Here is a 20,330-nt window from a genome sequence, read left to right as displayed (position 1 = left end):
CTTCAGGCCGAGCTTCTGGGGGCACTACTGATCCACATGCCGAAGCACCAGCGTGGCGAACCCCCGACCGCGGACCTCCGGCTTCGAGTAGAGGACCTCAGCCGCGTAACGCCCGGCGTCCAGCGCGATGAACTCGACATTTTCGTTGTCGCTGCGGATGAAGCGGGTGACCAGGTATCCAGTGTGGCCACCGCCAGGCCGCTATCGTCACCAGATGCCTCAAACTCCTGAGAAGTTCGACACTGCAATGACCACCTGGCAGGAATGGCAGGACGCCCCCTGGGGTCGTCTGCGTTACGTTATCGCCGAGGTCAACCTGGCCCGTCATCTGAACAGCCAGAACGACGGGCCATTGCGCATACTCGACCTCGCCGGCGGTGACGGCGGCGACGCCTTGCGCCTTGCAGCCCGTGGGCACCACGTCACCATCGTCGATTACGCCCCCGCCATGCTCGCCGCCGCGACCGAGCGAGCCGCAGCGGACGGCCTGAGTGAGCTGATCGCCTGCGTGCAGGCCGACGTGGCTGCGCTGCCCGCCTACCTTGCCGCCGGACAGTTCGACGTGGTGTTGTGCCACAACCTCCTTCAGTACATGGATGACGTGCCGGGCACCCTCGCCACGGTTCTCGCCCCGCTGAAGGACGGCGGGCTGTTCTCCGTGATGGCGATCAACCGGCATTCGGCGGCCTTGAACATCACCGTCCGCCAGATGGACCCGGCAGCCGCACTGGCCGCGCTCGACACCGACCAGGCCCGAACCCAGATGTTCAACTCAGCGCTGACACTGCACACGGCCGAGGAGATCATCCCCGTCTTGCACGACCTCGGCTGTCAGGACGTACAGCACTACGGCATCCGCAGCTTCTGCGACTACATCATTGACGACGCACGCAAGTACGACCCGGCTTTCTACGCCGACCTCGAACAACTGGAACTCGCCACCACGGCACGCCCGCCCTACATGCACACCGCACGGGCCTTCCAACTGACAGCACGGAAACGGAGCAGCTGACCGACCCGGTGGCGGACGCGTATGGTCGCACCCCCACCCGCTCTTCTGCGCGGTTTGTAAGCGACTGCTCGGCCGGAGACGAAGTGGCTCAGGGCAGTCGCGCGCCCCTGGTGGTACCCAGTCCCTCACCCTCAAGCTGGGCGCCCTCGCCGCCTTCTTCTGAGGCCCCGGCGGTCAACGGGCCAGGTCGGACGACGACGAAGGATTCAAGGACGTCTCCGGCGCATGGGAGAGGCGCGGCTCCGCCGGAACTCACCACCGGCCGTGTCCCGCTCATTGCCGCTCAGCAAGGCGAGGAGGGGCATGGTCCGTTCGGGCCAGAGGCAGTGTGCTCCCGTCCTTGCGAGGCGGGTTGGGAGTTGGAAAGCGCGTGGATCTGACTCGGTCGGCTCGGCCTTCCCCGCAGGACTGGCAGGGAGCCATCGACATGTTGCGCGCCGTTCAGAGAATGCCGGCTCGGTCCGCTGTCCGAACACGTGGACCGGAACCGGGGAACCAGCCCTTGCCCGACGCCTTCACCGCCACCGGACCGGCGGAGCAGCCAACGATTCAAGAAGTTCCTCACCAAGCTCGGCAAGGAAGTCCCGGCCGATCTCCAGGTTCATCGGATCCTGGACAACTATGCGACCCACAAGACACCCGACCTCAAACGGTGGCTGCTCACCCATCCGCGGTTCCACCTGCACTTCACATCGACCAGCGCGTCCTGGCTGAACCTGGTCGGCGATGGTTCGCAGAGCTGACCAGAAGAAGCTCAAGCGCGGCGTCCACCGCTCTGTCCAGGCCCTCGAACGCGACGTCCGAGGCTGGCTCACCGACTGGAGCGACAACCCACGCCCCTTGATCCGGATGACAACCGCCGACGAGATCCTCGACAAAGTCGCCGCCTACACAACCCGGTCGGCGAGAACGGCGACAACTCCCGCAATGGCAAACGCTCCAAGACGGCGCTGACCGACGTCGGCCCGGTCCCGATGACGGTGCCCCGTGACCGTGACGGCTCCTTCGAACCGAAGACCGTCAAGAAGCGGCAGAAGCGCCTGACCGGGGTCGACGAGATAGTCATCTCGCTGGCCGCGAAAGGCCTGACCACCGGCGAGGTCCAGGGCCCACCTGGCCGAGATCTGTGGCGCCGAGGTCTCCCGGCAGACCATCTCCACCATCACCGACAAGGTCCTCGAAGGCACGGCCGAATGGCAGAGCCGCCCCCTCGACGCCGTCCATCCGGTGGTCTTCATCGACGCCATCCACGTGAATCCGCGACGGCGCGGTCGCCAACCGGCCCATCTACGGGGCCTGGCCATCACCACCGAGGGCCGGCGGGAGATCCTCGGGCTGTGGGCCGCAGAGATCGGCGAGGGCGCCAAACACTGGCTGCACATCCTCACCAAGATCAAGAACCGCAGCGTCGGCGACGTCCTCATGCTGGTCCGCGACGGACTCAAGGGCCTGCCCGAGGCGGTGGAGACGGTCTGGCCCCGCACCATCGTGCAGACCTACGTGGTGCACCTGCTGCGGAGCTCCTTCCGCTATGCCGCCCGGCAGGACTGGACAAGATCGCCCGCCTGCTTAAGCCCGTCTGCACCGCTGCCACCGAGGAGGCCGCGCTGGAGCGGTTCGCGGAGTTCGCCAGTGCCTGGGGCCGGAAGTATCCGGCGATGGTGAGCTGCGGGAGAACGCGTGGGAGGAGTTCACCTCGTTCCTGCGGTTCGACACCTGGATCCGTCCCATCGTCTGCACGACGAACGCGATCGAGTCCGTGAACGCAAGGATCCGTCGGGCGGTCAAGGCCCGCGGACACTTCCCCAACGAGCAAGCCGCCCTGAAGTGCGTCTACACGGCGATCATGTCCCTCGATCCCACCGGCAAGGGACAGGCTCGCTGAACCATGCGCTGGAAGACCGCGCTGAACGCCTTCCACATCACCTTCGACGGCCGCCTGACGGCGACCCGCCAGTAAGTACAACAACCCCAGTTACACCACTCGTTTGACAGTCCCACCAGCGATCGTCGTTACCTCACTCCTTGGATGGCCAGCATCGACCGAAGGGAACGGATGCGGTGCACGTCGCCGCTCTCGCGCCACGTCATCCGCGGAAGAATCCGACCGCGCTGAACAAGTTACGGGATGTGCTTCAGACGTGCGCGTGACCGGCCGTCGCGGTCCTGCTGGGGGCGGCATGATGGATCACGCGCCCACTGCCCCGACCCCGCATACGGTGCAGCCAGAGCGAGGTCACACTCAAGAGGCCTGTGAAGATGCCCAGAAGCAGGGCCGAGGCCCACATCTGGCGACTGCCTGGAGACTGCCACGCGGTCCAGGCGGTCGAGGCGCCCCACAGCATCAGGCCCAAAGCGTAGAAGCCTCGAACCCGGCGCAGTTGCCGCACGGCCCTGAGGGACATGAGAAGTTCGGTCTTGGATGCCATGCCGACCCGTGTACCCCGACCACCACAGGTCAATATGCCCCGTTCGCGTGTCGATATGAAATGAGCGTTGCGCAGGCTGCCGCGCGGCCGGAGCCGATCGTACGGCACAGCGCCGTCGGTGAGCTGCGGGACCGCTTGTACTCAACGGTTCACACGCGACGTGCACGTGGCGCTGTCGGCCGATGCCTCGCGGAGCCAGCTCAAGGCCTTGTGTCTGGTGCAACGCGAGCAGACCCCCTGCTTGAGGGGCTGTGGCGGCGAAGGCGAGCAGGGTCGGAGTGCAGGCGTCCGCGTCGGGCTCGGTTCGGTGGGTGGCACAGGGGTCCCGGGTCTATTTTCTGCGGCCTCTGGCCGCAGTTGCCGCCCTACCCAGCCTGCCACCGAATTTCCGACAGGCCCCTCGGCGGTCTCACCGACCTACACAAGAGCATCGGCCGGCTCCGGACCGGCTGCGGCGCCGGGAGCAGATCCCTCTGCCCTCATGCGCATCGTCGACCTCGAAGCCCAGATTTTCCAACCGGGCGGCCGGCCACGCCCTTCAGACTCGTCTTCGTACCATCGCGGCAACAGACTGGGGCACCTCGTTCGCGCTCCTCACGGACATCTACGCGATGCACCGGTCCAGATCACCGACCACACGGTCGTTTCGCGAGCTGGGAAGGTGCGGTTCTCCACGCCCATTGGCCACTGGGTCCGGTGGTGTGTGCCGTCTTGCCTGCCGTGAAGCCGACCGCACCTGTGGCGCGGCGGCTCAGCGGTCGATCGGGAGAATGCCGTCCAAACCGCTCTCGGAGAGGATCCGTTGGACCGTGTCGTCCAGGCTGCTGGCGGCGTCGATGACGGTCTCCAGGCCGTCGCGGAGCAGGTCTTTCTCCCGGTACCAGTCGCGCAGGTGGCTCTCGTTGATGTGCGCAAGGTACTGGGCATCTGGTTTCGTCGCGTGCCGGAGCACTGTCTCCTCGAAGGGCACGTGGAGGTAGTAGCACCGTGTGACGCCCCGGTGGGTGCGAACCAGGTCTTGGAGCATCGTGCCGTAGCGGTCGGCGTACAGGATGCCTTCGACGACGACGTGGAAGCCGTGGTCCAGGGCGTAGCGGGCCGTGAGGTCGATCAGGCCGATGTTCGCGGCCCCGGGCCGGTCGCGTTCGCGCAGCACGATCCGGCGCAGGTTGTCCTGGGCGACGATGGAGAGGTTGCGGCCGAACTACTCGCGCAGGCCGGACGCGACGGACGACTTGCCCGAGGCGCTGTTGCCGCGGAGCACGATCAGGCGGGTGTCCGGCGTTCCTGTCGTGCCCGGCGCGCCGTGTGTCACGTGTCGTCGCCCTTGATGTTCAGCTCCATCCGGTTCTCGTGGAGGTGCGCCCAGTTCATGATCAGGTGGAAGCGCTGGTGGGCCTCCAGGCGTTCGGCGTTGGCCGGCTCTTGTCCCCGCTGCACCTGAGCGTCCCCGGTTTCTACGAGCTCTGCAAGGGCGGGACGGAGGTCGTCGCTGTCCTGGCTGGTGCCGGCCGCCAGCCGGTCCAGGGAGGTGAGTACCTCGTGAGGTTCGCCCAGATCGTTGACCCGAACGTCCTCCATCGGTTCCGCGCTGCCCAGGGGGTGCTCGGGCTGCGGAAGAAGTACGGCGAGACGCGTCTGGAGGCCGCCTGCGCGAGGGCCATCGCGGTCGGTGACCCGTCCTACCGCACCATCAAGGGCATCCTCATCGCTGGCACCGATTCTGATCCCGATCCCGATCCCGAGACCAGCGGAGATGCTGGAGCCGCAGCCTTCCTCCACGGCCCCGCCCGGCTCTTCGCCACCGTCGCGACCCCCGACACGACGGACGACATCCGCGACGACCAGGTGCACGACGAAGCCGAGGTGGAAGCCCGATGACCGTGATGGACGCCGTCCTGCGGGAGTCGCTCAAGCTCCTGCGACTGTCCCGCATGCTGGAAACCCTCGACGCCCGCCTCGCCCAGGCCCACGGCGGCGAACTCGGCCACCTCGACTTCCTGCAGGTCCTCTGCCAGGACGAGATCACCCGCCGGGAGACCGTCGCGTTCCAACGCCGTCTACAGCGGGCCAAGTTCGAGCAGCAGGTCACCCTGGAGGAGTTCGACTTCACCGCCTCATCGAAACTGCCCGCGACTCAGATCCGGGACCTGGGAGCCCTGCGCTGGCTGCATGCCGGCGAGTCGGTCATCCTCTTCGGCCCGGCCGGCGTCGGCAAGACCCACATCGCCCAGGCCCTCGGTCACCTCGCTGTCCGCCAGGGCGCCGACGTCCGCTTCGCCAAGACCAGCCGCATCCTCGCCGACCTCGCCGGCGGTCATGCTGACCGCACCTGGGAGAAACGGATCCGCGAACTCGTCCGCCCCGACGTCCTCATCCTCGACGACTCCGCCATGCGCCAGCTGTCCGTGGCCCAGGCCGACGACCTCTACGAACTCGTCTCCGAGCGACAGGGACGGTCCCTGATCATCACCAGCAGCAGGGTGCCCAGCGACTGGTATCCCCTCTTCCCCAATCCCGTCGTCGCCGAGTCCCTCCTGGACCGGCTCATCAACACCAGCCACCAGGTGATCAGGTACGGACCCAGCTACCGCCCCAACAAGCGACCCAGGACGAGCACTGCCGCGGCAGCCAAGGCTGACCGATTCACACAGCAGTAGGCTGCGATGGCCATGAACATGCACATCGCAGACCGGAACGACCTGCCGGACGAACCGCCAATCCGGCGGGTCTTCCGCGACGTCATCGCCGACCGTCTGACAGGCCCGCAGCCGCCGCAGGCCGCGATGTTGTTCCAGTCTTCGGTCGACCCGTTCTGGACGGACGACAGGTTCTTCCTCGGCGACTTCTACAACGGGATCCTCCACCAGACACCTGCCAGCCGGGCACCGCCGATGGCGTCCCCCTGCTGGCGGCGCTGGCCGTCGATGACCGGGTGCCACCACAGCAGCGTTTCGAGGCGATCGGCGTGCTGGTCAGCACGGCCACCGTCACCGACCGTCACCTGGCCGACTGCTGGCCCGACTCACCGCGGCATGCAGATCCGGAGAGTGAGGACCGAGCCCGCGAGGCGGTCCGGTCCTGCGCACCGGACCTGCTTGCCCGGTGGGCAGCCGAATGTCCGGCAGTTCGGCTGGCCCTCGCTGGCCTCGCCGTGGTGTTCCCTACTGCCCGCACGCTGCCGGCACTGACCCCACGGCTTCGGGGCTTCGTCGAGCAGCATCCACAGGGGACCGACATCGGCGACTACGTGCGTTTCATCTTGGTACTGGCCACCGAGAACGACGACCAGACTCTCGCGACCGTCGAGTCGCTCACCGACGCCTACTGGGAGGGCACCTCTCGCGGAGCACCGACACCAGCCCGAGCCCTCCACCTGCTCGGCCAGATGCTGCATCGGGTCGAAACGGGCCTCACACGATCACGCCCTGGGGAATAACGTGACCGTGGACGTGAGGAATTACGTGAACGTCCACACGGCCTCCGGCGCGTCCTCGATTAGGTGTCGGGATGGGCCAGGCGGCCGAGCAGGGCTACCGCGTCGTCGAGGGGTACCGGTTGGAAGAACCGTGCGTCGGCGCGCTCAACGGCGGCAATCGCGCGTGGGGCCAGGTCGGCGCCGGTGTCGGTGGCGCGCAGTCGTTTGGCGCGGGTGTCGGCCGGGTCGACTTCGCGCTCGATGAGTCCTTTGTGTTCGAGGGTGCGCAGTACCTGGGAGGTCATCTTGACGTCGGTGCCGGCTTGGCGCGCGAGGGTCAGCTGGTTGGGGTGCTCGCCTTGGGTGTTGAGCCACCAGGTGCAGGCGAGCAGCACGAACTGTACGTGGGTGAGGTCGAGCGGGGCCAGGGCTGTGGCGATGTCGCGCTGCCAGCGCAGAGTGGCGTGCCACAGCAGGAATCCGGGGCTGCCGCCGGGGCTGAGGGCCATCAGCGCAGCGCCAGCTCGGTCAGCGAGGCCATGGTCTGGGGCCAGTCGGCGGTGATGCCCGGGCCGATCTGCGGGCCTGTCTCGTCCGCGCCGGTGCCGGTGATCTCCATCCGGTACACCACGCGGATCCGGTGCTGGTCGATCCGCTCGATCCGGTGGATGGTGCGCAGCAGCAGGCCGTTGAAGCGCGCCTCGTCGACGAACAGTTCGCCTTCGACCGTCTCGGCGATGCGCAGCAGGACCGGGTCGTCTCCGGGCGGCGTCATCGTGATCTGCGTGCCCGCCGCGAACGGGCCACTGATCTCGATCTTCTCGATCTCGGCGTTCCAGCTGCCCCAGTTCTCAACGTCGGCCCAGAGCCGCCAGACCGCCTCGGGGGTGGCGCTGGTCTCGATGCTGTGCTCGTACTCCCACATGACCGGTCTCCTCGACTAGATGATCCATCCATAGATTATCTGCGCACGGACTATCCGTCCAGTGGCGCACGGCCTCCATCCCGCAGTGCCGCGATCGCCCACTTCGCACCACAGCCCGAGCCCACGCCACCGATGAGGCCCTCCCCCACGCACGCGAACTCCGGCTCACCGTGCAGGCATCCTCCCCGTCCTCTGCACGGCACCCGCCACCGCGGCAACCTTCGAAGGATTTCGAGAGTTGACCACTTAGAGCACCGTCACGACTGTGCCGTTTTTGGCCACTTCGTAATAGATCACCTGTGACAGTTCCAGCTTGAAAACCATTCCGTACTTCTTGCGGATGTCTTCTACCGTCATGGAGGAAGGTTCTCGCAGGCAGCGGGCGACGGGCGGGTCACTGTCGAAACGCGTGGCTTCACTGACAAGTTTCTTCTGGCTACTGCGCCGGGTGTCCCAGTACAAGCTCTGCCCGTCGGCGAACAGGTAGGTCGGTTCCAATGTGCTCGGGCTGTTGGGGTTGGGGCCGGTTCCTCGGTAGTAGTCGACCAGGGGGCTGGGCCCGTTCTGGCGGTTGAAGGGGATGCTGGCGTACGGGGCCGGGTGCTCTTGGCTGAGGTAGCGGTCGCCAGCAGCGAGGACTCCGTCCAGGACGTCCGCGATCCGGTGTGGATCGGCGCCGTAGTAGGCGGTTACCTGCAGGTCGCACCGGATCTTGTAGCCGTCGTCTCCGTCCTGGAAGAACCATTCGCGAGCTTTCCCGCCGGAACAGACGTCGTCGACCGCAACGAGCCCGAGGACGAGGGGGGTGCCCTGCGCATACGCGTTCACTGTGGCCCGTAGGTGGTCTTCCGCGGTCTTCCGGGACTTTTGAGCCTGCGAACTGCCCGCGAGCTTGCGTACCTCCTGCGGGGACGTGGCGCGGTCCTGCGAAGAGCATGCCGAGAGCGTGAGGACCAGGAGAACGCCGAGTGCGCGCGAGACGGTCTCACGCATGCCGGTCAAGGCGGGCAGTGCCCTCTTCAGAGTCATGCGTCCATAGTGGCGCTGTCGCCCACGACATCCATCCGTACGGTACTCATCCAGCTGGGGCCCTTGGGCAGGCCGGAGTCGGCCCTGAGAGCCGGCCGCCCCGGCTGTGGGGGCTGGGCTACACGCCCATCGCCTTCGACTTTCGTTCCAGGGTGTTCGCGTAGAGGCGCGCGCCTCCCATCTTCGGGTGGAAGGACTGCGCCGACAGCCCCAGCTTGAGCTTGCTGAGGATCCACCAGTCGGAGAATGGCAAGCTCGGTGCGTAGCTCGGCCCACCCCACAGACCGATGAGCGCTGTCACGCATGGGCTCCAGGCGCCAACCGCCTTGGTCACTACCGCCGTTGTGGGCGATCCGACTCGACGGTCGGCCTGCTTACCAAAGTGGTATGCGATCCGACTGCACAGTCGGATCGCATACTCGCCGATGCTTTCTGTTGGGGGCGATTGCTCCGCCCTTTGGCGTTTTGCCTCTGCCATTGCTCGTCCTGGCGTGATCGGATCCGCGATCGCCCCGCCCGTGGCGTACGCGGCCGACCCATGGGCTCAATGCCGACATGGCCAAATCACCGCTCCGAGTGATGCGTTCCTTGCGGTCATGGGAGCGTTGCCCCGGAGTGCTCTTTCCAGTGGTCCGTGTCAGCTGTACCAGGTCCGCTCCTTGCCCGATCCAGCAGAACGAGCCCTACTGCCTCATGACCGGCGCCGTGACCACACCTTCAGCCACCCGGGCCGACCGTGTCATCACGGTCGTCGCCCGGGCCCTCGGCATCACCCACATCGGCTTGTGGGCCTTCCTCTCCGTCCCCAGCCCAACAGCGAAAGCGCCGCTCCGGAAACCGCCGCGGCGATCGTCATACGCGCACGTCTCACGGGATTTTGCCGATGCATTCCTTTCAGAACGCAGGCGCGAATCGGCGACCAGTAGCTATCTTCAGGTGTTAACGCGCGTATTTTGCCGGACCTTAAGAAAGCGCTCTCACTGCGATCTGTGCAACATGCATGAAGCCCAACTGGACGGGCATCCGGCCGAGTTGAGGATCTGACTACAGCGCCAGGACCCGGACCGGGCACCCCACCCACCGCTGGGGAACCGTGGTGGCGATGATCGTGCCGGCGGCCAGGCGGGGGCGGGCCGGGCTGCGTATTGGGCGATGGTCAGGGTGAGACAGCGATCAATGGTCAATGTCGTCGGTGTTGATCGCGTGCGTCCGCCGGTTCACCCCGACCGGAAGGCGTCCGCTCACTGTGTGACGAGGCGGAAGGGGTGGTGCGGGTTGTCGGGGCATACGGCGATGATCAGCCGGCCCCTTGCCCAATTCCTAGCCATGCACAATGGACGCAGCCAACCATTCCTGCGCCATCCGCACCGCGATATCGACGTGCCCCGGCGGACGGGCCGAAGCCCGGCGGCAGTTGGCGCCGCGTACAGCCGGTCGTGGCCACGAACATGATGGCCGCCAGCACCTGCCGATCCCCATTTCTGCGCCGGTCACCACCTTGTGGTCGTACCGGAGCAGCCGGAACCACCCGCTGGGACAACTTCCGCAACCAGTCCGGCACCAGCCGCTCCACCATCGCCATCACGGCCGTCGGCCTAGTGATCAAGCCAGTTGAGACGATCTCTAACTCGCCGAGCCGAGGAGACGCCCATCAGCCGAGCCGGAGCAACCGTCCGTCGACCGGTTCTTGCGGTGCAGCAACCAAGGCCCGAGCTCGACGACGGCGAGCGCCGCCTCGACCACGAGGAACAGCCACAGCCACTGGGGGACGCCATGCGCCAGGGCGTACGCCATCCATGTCACGAACAGGGCGCGCGCGATGCCGTCGAACAGCCCGTGCACCGCAAGGGGTCTGACCACCCGCAGGGTCGCCCAGATGACCACGACCGAGCCCATCAGATTCGCGTACAGGGTCTGCATCGGGTCGAGTTCGGGCGTGATACCCAGGCCGAGGGAGTCACCCACCCAGGACAGGCCGTCATGCACCAGAGCGAGGGTCCACGGTGTAGTGAATCCCGCCGTGACAATGAGGTCATACCAGGCGTTCGCACGGACGACACGAAGATAGGCGGGGCGTGCGGGCGCGAAGCGATGGAACACAGGGAGGCTCCTGTCTGTCTGGTGGGCAGCGACACCTCACGCTAAACAGTGGAGTACGGTCCAAGGTCAAGCCGAAGATCTCAGCGAGGGAAGCCATGCGCATCGGAGAACTGGCCGCTCGGACAGGGACGACCAAAGACACCATCCGGTTCTACGAGAAGATCGGCCTGGTCTCCGGTCAGCGTCTGGCCAACGGATACCGCGACTTCCCACCCGAGACCGTGATGTGGCTGCACTACGTCCGTACCGCGCAGACGCTCGGCTTCTCGCTGGCGGAGATCGCGCGCACCGGCGATGCACTCCGTCAAGCGCCCGATACCGCCGAAGCGTTGTCCGCACTCTTCGAGGAAAAGGTGCGTGTCGTCGACGCACGCATGATTGAACTCACTGCCCTACGAGCCGAACTCACCGAGCGCATAGGAACAGGCTGCCCCCTACGCCCCTCCCAACATCCCCATTGAGTGTCCCGCCCACTCAAGACAGCTTCATCTCGGCGCCGTCCGTGACCTCGGCCCGCAGAGCCTGGGCGATGGAGAGGGCCGCACGGACGCCGACGGGCGTCAGCTGCGAGTCGTGCCATCCACCGGCGTTTCCCTCCACCGGGTGCGTTGCCTCGGGATGGGTACCGAGTGCAGGCGTTGATCGCTTCTCACCAACGTCGAGACATCACTCTCCGGCAACCCTCGATCTTGTCGATCCGTCAGCCGGCACCTTGAGGATCAGGAACGGCGCCTCCGCGACACCGTCCTTGTAGGAGACCAGCTTGAGCGGCTGTCCCCCTACGCAGTCTGTCCCTTCGGTTGGGTTGGCGTGCCCGGGAACTGATGGAGCATCGGTGCGTCCTCCCCCGGCGCGCTCTGCGGCGGCTCTCCCTCCGTGCCAGTCGGCTCCTCCGGTGCCCGGCCGATCGGATTTGCTCTACGGCCGTACAACGCATCGACGCCCTCCCCCACGCAGCCGCGCAGCTCCGCCAGGAGGCCCGCGACCACCGCGGCGGATGCAGCCGCGGCAGGAAGCGAGGTGGATCGCGTCGAGCAAGATCTACACTGCACCCGGTGGCAGAGGTTCACGCCTCCCGCGAGGGATCGCAGGCGCATGCGAGGAGTGCACGACCGCCATCCCTGAGGGTGACATGCGAATAGGCGGACTGGGGACTAATGACGGCAATGCCTGCCATACCAATCGACGCGGCGCTGCTGGACGGATACCGCGCGGTGAAGGAGGCCGGGGTTCCGATGAGCCTGGAGCGGCTGCCGAAGGTGCGAGCCGAAGACGCCGCGGAGGTGCCGACACTCGACGAGTTGCAGCAGGGCGGGCGCTTCGAGGTGGTGTCGCGCCGGGTTCCGTCGTCGTCCGGCCGCTCGGAGACCGAGCTGCTGATCTGCACGCCTGCCACCGTTGCCGACCCGGCGGCATCTCGGCCGGCCATCTACTTCATGCACGGCGGCGGTTACTTCACCGGCGATCCCCGGCACCTGTTCTTCCTGGAACCGCTGCTGGACGAGGCCGAACGGTTCGGGTCGACGCTGATCTCCGTGGGGTACCGGCTGGCGCCGGAGCATCCGCATCCCGCACCGCTCGACGACGTCTACGCCGGGCTGCTGTGGACCGCTGAGCACGCGGACGAACTGGGCGTGGCCGCGGACCGGATCATCGTCGCGGGAACCAGCGCCGGCGGGGGCCTCGCCGCCGCTCTGAGTCTGCTGGTACGCGACAGGGGCGGTCCTCGCCTGGCCGGGCAGCTGCTGATGTGCCCGATGCTCGACGACCGCAACGACAGCGCTTCGGCCCATCAGATGGACGGTGTCGATGTCTGGGACCGCAGCTGGAACGGCTTCGGATGGAAGGCCCTGCTCGGTTCCCCGAGCGGAGGCCCGTCCGTGTCCCCCCACGCCTCGCCCGCGCGTGCCACGGATCTGTCCGGACTGCCTCCCGCCTTCATCGACGTCGGCTCGGCGGAGATCCTGCGCGACGAGGCCCTGGCCTACGCCGACGGGATCTGGCGAGCCGGCGGGTCGGCCGAACTGCATGTGTGGGCCGGCGGATTCCACACGTTCGACTTGGTAGTCCCCGACGCGGAGATCAGCCAGGCAGCACGCCAGGCCCGCCGTGCCTGGCTGAAGCGGATCCTGGCGAAAAGCTGACGTCCTGCTCGCGGGGCGGCCGACACGTGCCCGTGACGGGGCGTGATCAGCATCCGCTGATCCTGCCAGGACCATGCCGTCCCCATACAGGGGGGTGGGGATCCATATCCATCGGCCGTAGGCAGTCAGTCAACTCTGTTCCCCGGAGGTCCTGTTCGTCGATGGTCAGCCGCGGGGGCAGGGACGAATGCCGAGCGGACCGAACTCGTCGATCGCAAACACCCGGTCCGGGATGTGATCCAGCACGTGCTTGCTCCGGAGCTTGGCGTCGCGCAGGGGGTCGTGCAGGGGGTCGCGCTGGGGGTCGGAGGATCCTTCCAGGTCTTCGTGCGCCGGAAAGTGACGCTGCGGCGGACGAGCAGACACCGTACGCCTCGCGGCCGATGCAGATCGCCAGACCGTGGACTTTCCGCGGGCAGGCGACGAGTTTGCACAGTGACCAGCGGGTGAACCGCTGGCCGCAGGCACTCCCATCCACCACGTCCTGCCGCCGTGCCTGTTCGGAGCGATCATCGACGAGTTCTCGGCCGGCTGCTCAGAGGCGCCGAAGGGGCGCGTACATGTCTTGCCAGACACCCGTCCGGGGCCGGTGTCCGGTCTGTGACAGCTGACAGCGGCACTTCGGACATCTCCTATAATTCTGACGATCACCCTTGGGAGGGCGCCGTTCGTGGGCCAGAGGAGGCGGCGCGGTGAAAGGGCACGAGCCGTTCGGGAGCGCTCTGCGTGCGTTGCGGCTGGCCGCGTCGCTGACCATCGAGGGCCTGGCGGAAGCCTCGGGAGTGAGCGTGCGGGGCATCGGGGATCTGGAGCGGGGACGCCGGGCCGCTCCACAACGCAGGACGGTGGCCGCGCTGGCGGACGGGCTCGGCCTCGACGAGACGGACCGGGAACGACTGCTCGCGGTTGCCCGCAGTGGGCGCCGCGCGGAGTACAACCCCTCTGGGGTGCATACCTTCCCGCGTGGCATCGACGATTTCGTCGGCCGGAGCCGGGAGTTGGCCTTCCTTGCGCAACTCGCCGAGCGGGCGTCCTCGCATGACGCCTCCGACGCCTTGGCAATGGACCGACCTGTCCATCCGGTGGTCGTCGCGGTGTCGGGCCCACCGGGCACGGGCAAGACCACGCTCGCGCTGCACGCCGCGCGTCAGCTCTCCCCCGGGTTCCCGGACGGCCAGCTGGTGCTGGACCTGCGCGGCATGGACGACGATCCGCCCGGGCCGGCGGAGCTCATGCTCGGCATACTCAGAGCGCTCCAGGTCGCGGACCGCGACCTTGCGAAGGCCGGTCCGCAGGGCCACCCTGGGCTGTACCGTCAACTGCTGGCCGAGCGGCGGTGCCTGTTGGTGCTGGACAACGCTCGGGACGAGGCGCAGGTACGCCCGCTGCTGCCCGGTGCAGGCGCGGGGATGGTCGTGGTGACCAGCAGGCGGATGCTCACCGGACTGGAAAGCGTTCACCGGCTCCCCTTGGGCGAGCTGAGTTCGCAGGAAGCCGCCGCCTTCTTGACCACCCTCGTCGGGGGCACGCGGGCCGGAGCCGACCCCCTCTCCCTCGCCGACGTCGCCCGCCACTGTGGTCACCTGCCGCTGGCGCTCCGAGTGGCCGGTAATTGGCTCGCCACCCGCACCGGCTGGTCCCTGCGGCGCCTCGCGGACCGTCTCGCGGTCGACGAGAGGCGCTTGGACGCACTGACGGCCGGCGACGTTCGGGTATCCGGAGCCTTCGACCTGTCGTACCGTCAGCTCACCCCCACAGCCGCCCGCCTGTTCCGGCTGCTCGCCCTCGTCCCGGGGCCGGATACCAGCGCGGCCTGCGCCGCCCAGCTGACCGGACAGCAACTGTACGAAGCCGAGGACGTGTTGGAGGAATTGGTCGAGGTCGGGCTCCTGGGCGCGGACCAGGACCGTTACCGCCTCCATGACCTGCTGCGGCTGTTCGCCCGCACCCGTTTGGAAGCCGAGGAGGGCGCGGCGGACGCGCACCGGGCCCGCTCGGCTCTGTATCGGTGGCTGCTGGAGACCGCGGTCGTCGCAGGACGATGGTACGAACCCGAGCACGGTGCGCCGCCACCCACCTGGCAGGGAATGGCGGACCTTTCCTCCGCCGAGGCGGCACGAGGGTGGCTCCAGAGCGAGGGCGTCAACTGGCTGGCGGCCCTGCGGGCCGCGGCCGCGGCCGGTGAACACGCCAGGGTCGTGGAGGTGGCCGAGGCCCTGCACTGGTTCTCCGACCAGTGGATCTTCTGGGGTCACTGGCCCGAGGTCTTCGCCACCTCGGCCCGGTGTGCGCAGGCGCTGGGCGATCCGCTCCTGGAGGCGACCCACCTCAACTACCACGCCTGGGCCCTCATGGTGTGCGAAAGCCGGTTCCAAGAGAGCCTCGACCGCTCCGCTCAGGCCTTCGCCGCCGCGGAGCGCGCCGCCGATCCCGGCCAGCAGGCCTGGGCCCACAACTATCGCGCCTGGGCGTTCCGCAAGCTCGGCGATTACGCGGCGGCAGACGATCACACCCAGCGTTCCGGCCGGCTCTTCGAAGCCGCCGGGGATCTGCACGGCAGCCTTCAAGCCCGGCACGCCGCCGCCCTCAGCCTCCTGGAACAGGGGCGCTTCGAAGAAGCCCTCGGGTCCTTCCGGCAAACACTCACCTTCCTCGATGAGTTCGCCGACCGCATCGCTCCCCACGTCGCCGATGTCGCACGGCTCGGACTGCACGCCGGGATGGGCAACAGTTACGCCCGGACACAGTGTTGGGAACAAGCCGTGGCTCATTTGCAGACAGCGGTTGACATCTGTCGGGGCACCGCCAACACCTCCCTGGAAAGCCGACACCTCAACCATCTCGGCACCGCCCTCCTGTCCGCCGGACGTCCACAGGAGGCATACGAAGCCTTCAGCTGCTGCGTCCGCCTGGATCCTGGCGCCGACCCGAGGGCTGTCGCAGCTGCTCGTGACCAGCTCGCCCGTCTCGCAGGGGACTGAGGGGCCGGCCATGCGGGCCGACTGAAGACTTTCGGCGCGCTTGCAGTGCGCCCAGACGCACATGAACGCTGCCCCGTCCCATGAGCGTAGCGGTGCCGGACGGCCGCTTTCTTGCTCCTGAGCGCACACCTCTGGTCCCTTCGCGTATCAGTCCCTGTCGCGGTCCACGTCCTTTTCTGCCTGTCTTGTGCCTGGTCGTCGCACCGTCCGACGGCTTGGCTGGACCTTGGCAGGCAGCCGGACCGCCCAGAACGCGCCCGGGCCCTGCGACAGGGGCCGCGCCAGCACACCGGGCTTATGACTCGGCCGCGCGAGCCCCCGCAGTGACGGGTGAGTGAAAGGGAAGAGACGCATGAGACCTCCTCGTACCCACCGCCCCTCCGCGCCACATGGCCCACTCCCCCTCCGTAGCCCGGCTGCGAGGAGCCTCCTCGGAGCCCGGGAGGGGCAGCTCTTCCTGCCGCAGACCGACACCCCGCCATAGACCTCGACCGACCTACCAATCACCTCCACCAGACGCTCTTCAAGTCATGTGACCGATAGTGTCCGTGCCAGATGCTCCGAGACCGGTCTGGAGAGATCCGCATGTCACCGGAGAGCCCGTGAGCCTGACTTCCAGCACCACCGCCCTTGCCCGACAGATGCCCGTCGTGCTGTCCACCGAGCCGCTGGCGCCCTACGAACGGGCGGACTACTGGCACCGCGTGGTGTCCGACACGTTCATTCCGCTCGATGTCGTGCTGCACGAGGGCAAGCCCTCGGTGGCGACGATCTCCAGTCGATCGCTCGGCCCCATGCAGATCTCCGTGGTCGAGGCGGGCCCCCAGACCGTCTCGCGCGACCGACGCTTGATCGCCCGGGGCGGGGAGGGGTTCATCACCGTCACGATGCAGCACCGGGGTACCGCGAAGCTCACCCAGAACAGCCGTCAGGCCTTGGTCAGTCCTGGTACTTTCACCTGCTCAGACGCCGGTCAGCCCTACGAGCGCGAGCAGCCGGACCCCTTCCGCTTCACGGCCTTCCGGGTGCCGAAGGAGGGGCTCGGCGTGACGGAGGACAGTCTGCGGGCGATCACCGGGACCGTATTCGGTAGCGACTGCGGTACGTCCGCACTGGTCTCCGGGTATCTGGAGCGCCTGGCCGAGTGGGCGGACGGGTTCGACCCGTACACGGGCGAGCAGCTCGCCATGACCGCAAGCGACCTGCTGGCCGTACTGGTCCGCGAACGCCAGGGCCGGCTGAACCCCGAGGGTTCGGAAGTGGCCCGCGGGATGCTGGCGCGTGTCAAGGCGTACACACTCCGGCACTTGGCGGACCCCGACCTCTCGCCGGAGCGGATCGCGGCGGCGAACCACATCTCGGTGCGGTATTTGCACAAGCTCTTCCAGTCGGACGGGGTCACGGTGAGCCGTTGGGTGCAGCGGGAGCGCCTGGAGCGGTGTCGCCGTGACCTGTCCCTGCCGTCGAGGGCTGCGTCGTCCGTCTCCGCGGTCGCCCACCGATGGGGTTTCGTGAGCTCCTCGCACTTCAGCCGGGCCTTCCGCGCCGCCTACGCCATGTCTCCCCGGGAGTGGCAGTCCAGCAGCACGGTGAACTGATGGGCCGTCAGGTTGGGCATGGTGCCTACCGCTCACCCGATCAGGTCGATGACGCGTCTGGACCAGGACCGGCTCGGTGAATGCGACGGCTCCCCGTGGGCGTGGGGAAGCGGCCCTGCGGCAGGTCATCGGCGTTGGGGACACGGCAGTCCTTCCCTGTTGGGTCGTCGGGTCGGCTGATCGCTGGGACGTCGGCTGCGGCGAGTTCGGCCGCCGCCCGTGCGATGCGCGCGGCCAGAGCGGCCGTGCGGCCGTCGCCGGCCGAACCCCAGTCCTCCGGAGCCGCGAAGACGGCGGTCGGCACCACCTGGGCGCGCAGGTGCACGAAGAGCGGTCGCAGCGCGTACTCCAGAGCGAGGGAGTGCCGTGCGGTGCCGCCGGTGGCCGCGATCAGCGTCGGCTTGCCGGCGAGCGCGTCCCGGTCGAGCACGTCGACGAAGGACTTGAACAGACCGCTGTACGAGGCGCTGAAGACCGGGGTGACGGTGATCAGGCCGTCCGCCTCCGTCACCGCCTCGATCGCCCCGCGCAGCGCGGGGGCGGGGAAGCCGGTGACCAGATTCTTGGCGATGTCCACGGCCAGCTCGCGCAGTTCGACGACCGTAACGTCAACTGCCCTTCCGGAATGGGCGAACTGCTTGCCCACCGAGTCGGCGAGCCGGTCGGCGAGCAAACGGGTCGAGGACGGGACGCTCAGACCCGCGGTCACGACCGCGAGCCGCACCGGCCTCACTGCTGCTCCCCGGCAGCGGGGGCCGCCACCCGCGCCTGGTGGGTCGGTCCTGCTGGTACCTGGGCGGGTCGGCCTACGGCGAATTCCTTGCGCAGTACCGGAACGACCTCTTCACCGAGGATGTCCAGTTGTTCGAGCACCGTCTTGAGCGGAAGGCCGGCGTGGTCCATCAGGAAGAGCTGCCGCTGGTAGTCGCCGAAGCTCTCGCGGAAGGTGAGGGTCTTCTCGATCACCTCCTGGGGGCTGCCGACGGTCAGCGGTGTCTGCTCGGTGAATTCCTCCAGTGACGGACCGTGCCCGTAGACGGGCGCGTTGTCGAAGTACGGGCGGAACTCCCTTGTCGCGTCTTGCGAGTTGCGGCGGATGAACGCCTGGCCACCGAGACCGACCACGGCCTGCTCGGGCGTACCGTGGCCGTGCTCCGCGAAGCGTCGCCGGTACAGGGAGACCAGCCTGCGGAAGTGGTCCTTGGGCCAGAAGATGTTGTTCGCGAAGAAGCCGTCGCCGTGCAGGGCCGCCTGCTCGGCGATCTCCGGGCTGCGGATCGAGCCGTGCCAGACGAAGGGCGGCACGCCGTCCAGCGGGCGCGGCGTGGAGGTGAAGGCCTGGAGTGGGGTACGGAAGCGTCCCTCCCAGTCCACCACGTCCTCGCGCCACAGCCGGCGCAACAGCGCGTAGTTCTCCAGCGCCAGCGGGATGCCGTCACGGATGTCCTGCCCGAACCACGGGTACACCGGGCCGGTGTTGCCGCGTCCCATCATCAGGTCGACACGCCCGTCGGCGAGGTGCTGAAGCGTCGCGAAGTCCTCGGCGATCTTCACCGGGTCGTTGGTGGTGATCAGGGTCGTGGAGGTGGACAGGATCAGCCGCTCGGTACGGGCGGCGATGTAGCCGAGCATCGTGGTCGGCGAGGACGGGACGAACGGCGGGTTGTGGTGCTCGCCGGTCGCGAAGACGTCGAGCCCCACTTCCTCCGCCTTGAGCGCGATGGTGACCATCGCCTTGATCCGCTCGTGCTCGGTGGGAGTCCGCCCCGAGGTCGGATCGGGCGTGACGTCGCCCACCGTGAAAATGCCGAACTGCACAGGAGTTATTTTCCTTCGTAGAGGGGTTGCAAGAGTTCCGGCGTACCGGAGCGACGGAGTGTTCAGAGGGTGCGGCGCACGCCCGCCTGGCGCTCCAGGTTGCGGAGCTGCACCGCGAGGTCGCCCTCGACGGCGGTGTGCGCGGGACCGCTGCGGCCGATGGGCAGGACTTCCTCGCTGCGCATGTCCTCCAGCATCAGCGCGAAGGCCGCGTACGTCGCGACGAGCGCGACCACGAGCCCGAGGGCGCCGGCGGTGCGGGTCATCCATGCCGTCCCGGTCAGCCCCGCAAGGCCGGTGGCAGCCCAGCGCGGCAGCGACGCGACGAGGACGAACCACAGCGCCCGCTTGGGCCGGGCCACGGCCGCCATCAGCGCCCCGAAGCACAGGAAGGCCAGGTTGAACACACCCAGTACCCGGAGGGCACCGGGCGCGCCGGTGCCCATGACGAGGGAGTACGCCAGCCAGCTGCCGGCGAACGTGCCCATGAGGGTCGCCGCGAGCACGTCCCGCGCGCCGAAGGCCAGCATGCTGACCAGGAGTTGGAGGGCGAAGGCGGGCAGTACGCACAGGGCGACGGCCCGGCGGTCCGCCGTTTCGAGGAGCCCCAGTTGCAGGCAGCCCGTCATCGCGGACGCGATCGCCACGGTGAAGAACCCGAGGGGCATGGGTGAGGCGATGGGGCGCAGGTTGATCCGCGTCATCGACCGGAGGTCCGGTTCGTGACGACGGGCGGCGGCCGTCACCACCGGACCGGCCTCGGCTTCCGGTCCATTCCGGCCTTCCCGGCTCTCCGGGCTTCGGGTGTTGTCCGGGTCCGGGCTCTCGCCCGGATCGCCGCCGACGGCGGGGGGTGTACGCATCGGAAGGGGTCCC

23 protein-coding genes and 2 pseudogenes are annotated in these 20,330 nt (G+C 67.8%); 12 read left to right on the top strand and 13 right to left on the bottom strand.

The window, feature by feature from the left end:
* The first annotated feature begins 214 nt into the window (after positions 1–214).
* From ACFYNP_RS13130 to ACFYNP_RS13110, 5 genes and pseudogenes are all read left to right on the top strand, one after another.
* Entirely contained in the window at positions 215–1,012 is a 798-nt protein-coding gene (locus ACFYNP_RS13130; RefSeq protein ID WP_388785206.1) for a class I SAM-dependent methyltransferase, read from the top strand.
* A gap of 476 nt (positions 1,013–1,488) precedes the next feature.
* The gene (locus tag ACFYNP_RS13125; RefSeq protein ID WP_388785204.1) at positions 1,489–1,755 is read left to right on the top strand and encodes a transposase; all 267 of its coding nucleotides are present in this window, start codon (positions 1,489–1,491) and stop codon (positions 1,753–1,755) included.
* A gap of 63 nt (positions 1,756–1,818) precedes the next feature.
* Positions 1,819–2,058 (top strand): annotated as a pseudogene (locus tag ACFYNP_RS13120) (transposase); the annotation flags it as partial.
* A gap of 67 nt (positions 2,059–2,125) precedes the next feature.
* Positions 2,126–2,677, top strand: coding sequence for a transposase (locus ACFYNP_RS13115; RefSeq protein ID WP_388785291.1), 552 nt, complete (start codon positions 2,126–2,128; stop codon positions 2,675–2,677).
* Positions 2,592–2,897 (top strand): transposase, encoded by a 306-nt coding sequence (locus ACFYNP_RS13110; protein ID WP_388785289.1) that lies wholly within the window; start codon positions 2,592–2,594, stop codon positions 2,895–2,897. The genes ACFYNP_RS13115 and ACFYNP_RS13110 overlap by 86 nt, the downstream gene beginning before the upstream one ends.
* A 250-nt stretch (positions 2,898–3,147) precedes the next feature.
* Here ACFYNP_RS13110 and ACFYNP_RS13105 read toward each other — a convergent pair whose 3' ends face one another.
* The 3 genes and pseudogenes from ACFYNP_RS13105 to ACFYNP_RS13095 all read right to left on the bottom strand — a co-directional run bounded on the left by ACFYNP_RS13105 (position 3,148) and on the right by ACFYNP_RS13095 (position 5,022).
* Positions 3,148–3,441, bottom strand: a complete 294-nt coding sequence (locus ACFYNP_RS13105) for a hypothetical protein (protein WP_388419361.1) — start codon at positions 3,439–3,441, stop codon at positions 3,148–3,150.
* A 751-nt stretch (positions 3,442–4,192) separates the two neighbouring features.
* Positions 4,193–4,756 (bottom strand): annotated as a pseudogene (locus tag ACFYNP_RS13100) (kinase).
* Entirely contained in the window at positions 4,753–5,022 is a 270-nt protein-coding gene (locus tag ACFYNP_RS13095; RefSeq protein WP_388785202.1) for a DUF6042 family protein, read from the bottom strand. The pseudogene ACFYNP_RS13100 and the gene ACFYNP_RS13095 overlap by 4 nt, the downstream one beginning before the upstream one ends.
* On the opposite strand from ACFYNP_RS13095, the gene ACFYNP_RS13090 reads away from it, so the two are divergent.
* From ACFYNP_RS13090 to ACFYNP_RS13080, 3 genes are all read left to right on the top strand, one after another.
* Positions 4,984–5,322 (top strand): hypothetical protein, encoded by a 339-nt coding sequence (locus ACFYNP_RS13090; RefSeq protein WP_388785294.1) that lies wholly within the window; start codon positions 4,984–4,986, stop codon positions 5,320–5,322. The genes ACFYNP_RS13095 and ACFYNP_RS13090 overlap by 39 nt on opposite strands.
* Positions 5,319–6,101, top strand: a complete 783-nt coding sequence (gene istB, locus ACFYNP_RS13085) for an IS21-like element helper ATPase IstB (protein WP_388785200.1) — start codon at positions 5,319–5,321, stop codon at positions 6,099–6,101. Before ACFYNP_RS13090 ends, istB begins: the two co-directional genes overlap by 4 nt.
* A 275-nt stretch (positions 6,102–6,376) precedes the next feature.
* Entirely contained in the window at positions 6,377–6,880 is a 504-nt protein-coding gene (locus ACFYNP_RS13080; protein WP_388785198.1) for a hypothetical protein, read from the top strand.
* Between the two features lie 59 nt (positions 6,881–6,939).
* Here ACFYNP_RS13080 and ACFYNP_RS13075 read toward each other — a convergent pair whose 3' ends face one another.
* From ACFYNP_RS13075 to ACFYNP_RS13050, 6 genes are all read right to left on the bottom strand, one after another.
* Entirely contained in the window at positions 6,940–7,368 is a 429-nt protein-coding gene (locus tag ACFYNP_RS13075; protein ID WP_388419367.1) for a MarR family winged helix-turn-helix transcriptional regulator, read from the bottom strand.
* The gene (locus tag ACFYNP_RS13070) at positions 7,368–7,784 is read right to left on the bottom strand and encodes a polyketide cyclase (RefSeq protein ID WP_388785196.1); all 417 of its coding nucleotides are present in this window, start codon (positions 7,782–7,784) and stop codon (positions 7,368–7,370) included. Before ACFYNP_RS13070 ends, ACFYNP_RS13075 begins: the two co-directional genes overlap by 1 nt.
* Before the next feature lie 246 nt (positions 7,785–8,030).
* Positions 8,031–8,813 carry a hypothetical protein gene (locus ACFYNP_RS13065; protein ID WP_388785194.1) on the bottom strand — a complete coding sequence of 261 codons (783 nt, stop codon included), beginning with the start codon at positions 8,811–8,813 and terminating at the stop codon, positions 8,031–8,033.
* 118 nt (positions 8,814–8,931) lie between these two features.
* On the bottom strand, positions 8,932–9,066 hold the full coding sequence (locus tag ACFYNP_RS13060; RefSeq protein WP_388785192.1) for a hypothetical protein: 135 nt from the start codon (positions 9,064–9,066) through the stop codon (positions 8,932–8,934).
* Between the two features lie 1,044 nt (positions 9,067–10,110).
* Positions 10,111–10,395 carry a transposase gene (locus ACFYNP_RS13055; protein ID WP_388785287.1) on the bottom strand — a complete coding sequence of 95 codons (285 nt, stop codon included), beginning with the start codon at positions 10,393–10,395 and terminating at the stop codon, positions 10,111–10,113.
* Positions 10,396–10,436: 41 nt separating this feature from the next.
* On the bottom strand, positions 10,437–10,913 hold the full coding sequence (locus tag ACFYNP_RS13050) for a hypothetical protein (RefSeq protein WP_388785190.1): 477 nt from the start codon (positions 10,911–10,913) through the stop codon (positions 10,437–10,439).
* Between the two features lie 95 nt (positions 10,914–11,008).
* Between ACFYNP_RS13050 and ACFYNP_RS13045 the strand changes: the two genes are divergently transcribed.
* Positions 11,009–11,374: a MerR family transcriptional regulator gene (locus tag ACFYNP_RS13045; RefSeq protein WP_388785188.1), complete on the top strand. Its 366-nt coding sequence runs from the start codon at positions 11,009–11,011 to the stop codon at positions 11,372–11,374.
* Positions 11,375–11,387: 13 nt separating this feature from the next.
* Here ACFYNP_RS13045 and ACFYNP_RS13040 read toward each other — a convergent pair whose 3' ends face one another.
* Entirely contained in the window at positions 11,388–11,513 is a 126-nt protein-coding gene (locus ACFYNP_RS13040; RefSeq protein WP_388785186.1) for a hypothetical protein, read from the bottom strand.
* A 566-nt stretch (positions 11,514–12,079) separates the two neighbouring features.
* Here ACFYNP_RS13040 and ACFYNP_RS13035 point away from each other — a divergent pair.
* The 3 genes from ACFYNP_RS13035 to ACFYNP_RS13025 all read left to right on the top strand — a co-directional run bounded on the left by ACFYNP_RS13035 (position 12,080) and on the right by ACFYNP_RS13025 (position 17,636).
* A complete protein-coding gene (locus ACFYNP_RS13035; RefSeq protein WP_388785184.1) occupies positions 12,080–13,057 on the top strand; it encodes an alpha/beta hydrolase in 978 nt (325 codons plus the stop codon).
* A 692-nt stretch (positions 13,058–13,749) separates the two neighbouring features.
* Entirely contained in the window at positions 13,750–16,038 is a 2,289-nt protein-coding gene (locus ACFYNP_RS13030) for an ATP-binding protein (RefSeq protein ID WP_388785182.1), read from the top strand.
* Between the two features lie 602 nt (positions 16,039–16,640).
* Positions 16,641–17,636 carry a helix-turn-helix domain-containing protein gene (locus ACFYNP_RS13025; protein ID WP_388419381.1) on the top strand — a complete coding sequence of 332 codons (996 nt, stop codon included), beginning with the start codon at positions 16,641–16,643 and terminating at the stop codon, positions 17,634–17,636.
* A 40-nt stretch (positions 17,637–17,676) separates the two neighbouring features.
* On the opposite strand, the gene ACFYNP_RS13020 is transcribed toward ACFYNP_RS13025, so the two are convergent.
* The 3 genes from ACFYNP_RS13020 to ACFYNP_RS13010 form a co-directional block, all read right to left on the bottom strand.
* The gene (locus tag ACFYNP_RS13020) at positions 17,677–18,369 is read right to left on the bottom strand and encodes an FMN reductase (protein WP_388785180.1); all 693 of its coding nucleotides are present in this window, start codon (positions 18,367–18,369) and stop codon (positions 17,677–17,679) included.
* Positions 18,366–19,454, bottom strand: a complete 1,089-nt coding sequence (locus ACFYNP_RS13015; RefSeq protein ID WP_388785178.1) for an LLM class flavin-dependent oxidoreductase — start codon at positions 19,452–19,454, stop codon at positions 18,366–18,368. The genes ACFYNP_RS13020 and ACFYNP_RS13015 overlap by 4 nt, the downstream gene beginning before the upstream one ends.
* 62 nt (positions 19,455–19,516) lie before the next feature.
* Positions 19,517–20,317: a GPR1/FUN34/YaaH family transporter gene (locus tag ACFYNP_RS13010; RefSeq protein WP_388785176.1), complete on the bottom strand. Its 801-nt coding sequence runs from the start codon at positions 20,315–20,317 to the stop codon at positions 19,517–19,519.
* Between the last annotated feature and the right edge of the window lie 13 nt (positions 20,318–20,330).

This window comes from Streptomyces sp. NPDC006691, assembly GCF_042869955.1.
Taxonomy (GTDB): Bacteria; Actinomycetota; Actinomycetes; order Streptomycetales; family Streptomycetaceae; genus Streptomyces.
The sequence above is the reverse complement of the archived record's forward strand: the minus strand, read 5'-3'. Positions and strand labels throughout refer to the sequence as shown.